This is a genomic window from Ruegeria sp. AA3, assembly GCF_056542905.1.
In genome coordinates, this window is the sequence record NZ_JBQGAQ010000025.1 from 2501 (window position 1) to 6084 (window position 3584).

A 3584-nucleotide genomic window follows, 5' to 3' on the forward strand; every position below is an offset into this window, starting at 1 on the left:
AATATACTAACCCGAGCGACCTGCGTTGATCAGCTGCACGGCTGGGAGACCATATGGGGTTGCTCAATTGTCCTCGTCCAAGTGGCGGGGGCGGGAAATGTATGTTTTTGGTTCAGAAGAATGACTGCCTTTAGTTACCAGCTGGGCGGTCTCGATCGATTTGATTACTAGCGCAGCTTTGGTTGTGTGCGGTCAAACGCACTCAAGTAGCCGAATAGGCGGTAGTGCCAATATCAAGTCTTTCTTTTTCTGGATCAAATCAAGCGCGAGAAGGGCGTTTGGTGAATGCCTTGGCAGCAAGAGGCGATGAAAGACGTGATACTCTGCGATAAGCCATGGGGAGCTGAGAATAAGCTTTGATCCATGGATCTCTGAATGGGGCAACCCACCTGAAAGCTTCATATTGTTATCTTTGATACTCAATATGGGGTTTAAACAGGTACTTAAGACCTGAATACATAGGGTTTTAAGAGCAAACCCGGGGAACTGAAACATCTAAGTACCCGGAGGAAAGGAAATCAATTGATACTCCCCTAGTAGCGGCGAGCGAACGGGGACCAGCCGAGCCAGATAAGTGACTAGAACACGTTGGGAAGCGTGGCCATAGCGGGTGACAGCCCCGTATAGGAAGCTTTGATGGACGTATTAAGTAGGGCGGAACACGTGAAATTCTGTCTGAAGATCGGAGGACCACCTTCGAAGGCTAAGTACTCCTTGCTGACCGATAGCGAACCAGTACCGTGAGGGAAAGGTGAAAAGCACCCCGACGAGGGGAGTGAAACAGTACCTGAAACCGAACGCCTACAATCAGTCGGAGGCTCCTTGCGAGCTGACGGCGTACCTTTTGTATAATGGGTCATCGACTTGGTCTCACGAGCAAGCTTAAGCCGTTAGGTGTAGGCGTAGCGAAAGCGAGTCTTAATAGGGCGTATGAGTTCGTGGGATCAGACCCGAAACCGAGTGATCTAGGCATGGCCAGGTTGAAGGTAAGGTAACACTTACTGGAGGACCGAACCCACATCCGTTGAAAAGGATCGGGATGAGCTGTGCCTAGGGGTGAAAGGCCAATCAAACTCGGAGATAGCTGGTTCTCTGCGAAATCTATTTAGGTAGAGCGTCATCCGAATACCCCGGGGGGTAGAGCACTGGATGGGTAATGGGGCCCCACAGGCTTACTGATCCTAACCAAACTCCGAATACCCGGGAGTACTAGATGGCAGACACACTGCGGATGCTAACGTCCGTAGTGGAGAGGGAAACAACCCTGACCTACGACTAAGGCCCCCAATTCATGGCTAAGTGGGAAAGCAGGTGGGACGACCAAAACAACCAGGAGGTTGGCTTAGAAGCAGCCATCCTTTAAAGATAGCGTAACAGCTCACTGGTCTAAATAAGTTGTCCTGCGGCGAAGATGTAACGGGGCTCAAGCCATGAGCCGAAGTCTAGGGATGCGTAAGCATCGGTAGCAGAGCGTAGTGTGACATAGTCTCATTCCTCCTTCATGCCTTCGGGCAGATTGGAGGAGAGAGGCTTTCGATGAAGCCGGGGCGTGAGCCATCCGGTGGAGAGATCACTAGTGAGAATGATGACATGAGTAGCGACAAAGAGTGTGAGAGACACTCTCGCCGAAAGTCCAAGGGTTCCTGCTTAAAGCTAATCTGAGCAGGGTAAGCCGGCCCCTAAGCCGAGGCCGAAAGGCGTAGGCGATGGGAACTAGGTTAATATTCCTAGGCCAGGAGGATGTGACGGATCACAGGTGTAGTTCAATCTTATCGGATTGATTGGGCTGCTGAGTGGTTCCTGGAAATAGCCCTCCATCAGACCGTACCCTAAACCGACACAGGTGGACTGGTAGAGCATACCAAGGCGCTTGAGAGAACGATGTTGAAGGAACTCGGCAAAATACCTCCGTAAGTTCGCGAGAAGGAGGCCCGGTTCCTAGGCAACTAGGGGCTGGGGGCACAAACCAGGGGGTGGCGACTGTTTATTAAAAACACAGGGCTCTGCGAAGTCGCAAGACGACGTATAGGGTCTGACGCCTGCCCGGTGCCTGAAGGTTAAAAGGAGAGGTGAGAGCCTTGAATTGAAGCCCAGGTAAACGGCGGCCGTAACTATAACGGTCCTAAGGTAGCGAAATTCCTTGTCGGGTAAGTTCCGACCTGCACGAATGGCGTAACGACTTCCCCGCTGTCTCCAACATCGACTCAGCGAAATTGAATTGCCTGTCAAGATGCAGGCTTCCCGCGGTTAGACGGAAAGACCCCGTGCACCTTTACTACAGCTTCGCACTGGCATCAGGATTGTGATGTGCAGGATAGGTGGTAGGCTTTGAAGCGGAAACGCAAGTATCCGTGGAGCCTCCCTTGAGATACCACCCTTCGCACTCTTGATGTCTAACCGCGGTCCGTTATCCGGATCCGGGACCCTGCGTGGCGGGTAGTTTGACTGGGGCGGTCGCCTCCTAAAGCGTAACGGAGGCGCGCGAAGGTTGGCTCAGAGCGGTCGGAAATCGCTCGTTGAGTGCAATGGCAGAAGCCAGCCTGACTGCAAGACTGACAAGTCGAGCAGAGTCGAAAGACGGCCATAGTGATCCGGTGGTCCCGAGTGGAAGGGCCATCGCTCAACGGATAAAAGGTACGCCGGGGATAACAGGCTGATACTGCCCAAGAGTCCATATCGACGGCAGTGTTTGGCACCTCGATGTCGGCTCATCTCATCCTGGGGCTGGAGCAGGTCCCAAGGGTACGGCTGTTCGCCGTTTAAAGAGGTACGTGAGCTGGGTTTAGAACGTCGTGAGACAGTTCGGTCCCTATCTGCCGTGGGTGTAGGAGACTTGAGAGGAGTTGCCCCTAGTACGAGAGGACCGGGGTGAACGATCCACTGGTGGACCAGTTGTCGTGCCAACGGCAGTGCTGGGTAGCTATGATCGGACAGGATAACCGCTGAAGGCATCTAAGCGGGAAGCCCCCCTCAAAACAAGGTCTCCCTGAGGGCCGTGGAAGACCACCACGTCAATAGGCCGGAGATGTAAGCGCAGTAATGCGTTCAGTTGACCGGTACTAATCGCCCGATAGGCTTGATTTGATCCAGTAATGGAAAGACAAAATCAAAAGCATACACTGACCTTGAGTTGGACAATTACGTCGCTTTTGCTACGCAAACAGCGACGGTGTTGATTGATGTGAAACCCCGTAAGGGGTGACATAACAACCGTGCGGCAACGCGCATTCGCTTCGCGAATACGCTGCCTGCCGCGCGTCGCCTTTTTGCACTGCAAAAAGAGCGACGGGGATTTTCCTCGGTTTGGTGGTCATAGCGCAAGTGAAACACCCGGTCCCATCCCGAACCCGGAAGTTAAGCACTGCCGCGCCAATGGTACTTGGGCTTAAGCCCCGGGAGAGTAGGTCACCGCCAAACCTAGTAAAATCCCCATATCTCTCTAACACGATGAAAAGAACACTACCCGGTCTCAAGTAGCCGAATAGGCGGTAGACCAACGCTAAGTGTCGCGGGATGGAGCAGCCCGGTAGCTCGTCAGGCTCATAACCTGAAGGTCGCAGGTTCAAATCCTGCTCCCGCAACCA

Annotated in this window: 1 tRNA gene and 2 rRNA genes; all 3 read left to right on the top strand. The window is 53.2% G+C overall.

The window, feature by feature from the left end:
• Positions 1–257: 257 nt before the first annotated feature.
• The 3 genes from ACR0JR_RS22085 (at position 258) to ACR0JR_RS22095 (ending at position 3584) form a co-directional block, all read left to right on the top strand.
• Positions 258–3084, top strand: a 23S ribosomal RNA gene (locus ACR0JR_RS22085).
• A 218-nt stretch (positions 3085–3302) separates the two neighbouring features.
• A 5S ribosomal RNA gene (rrf, locus tag ACR0JR_RS22090) occupies positions 3303–3417 on the top strand.
• A 90-nt stretch (positions 3418–3507) separates the two neighbouring features.
• Positions 3508–3584 (top strand) — tRNA-Met (locus tag ACR0JR_RS22095).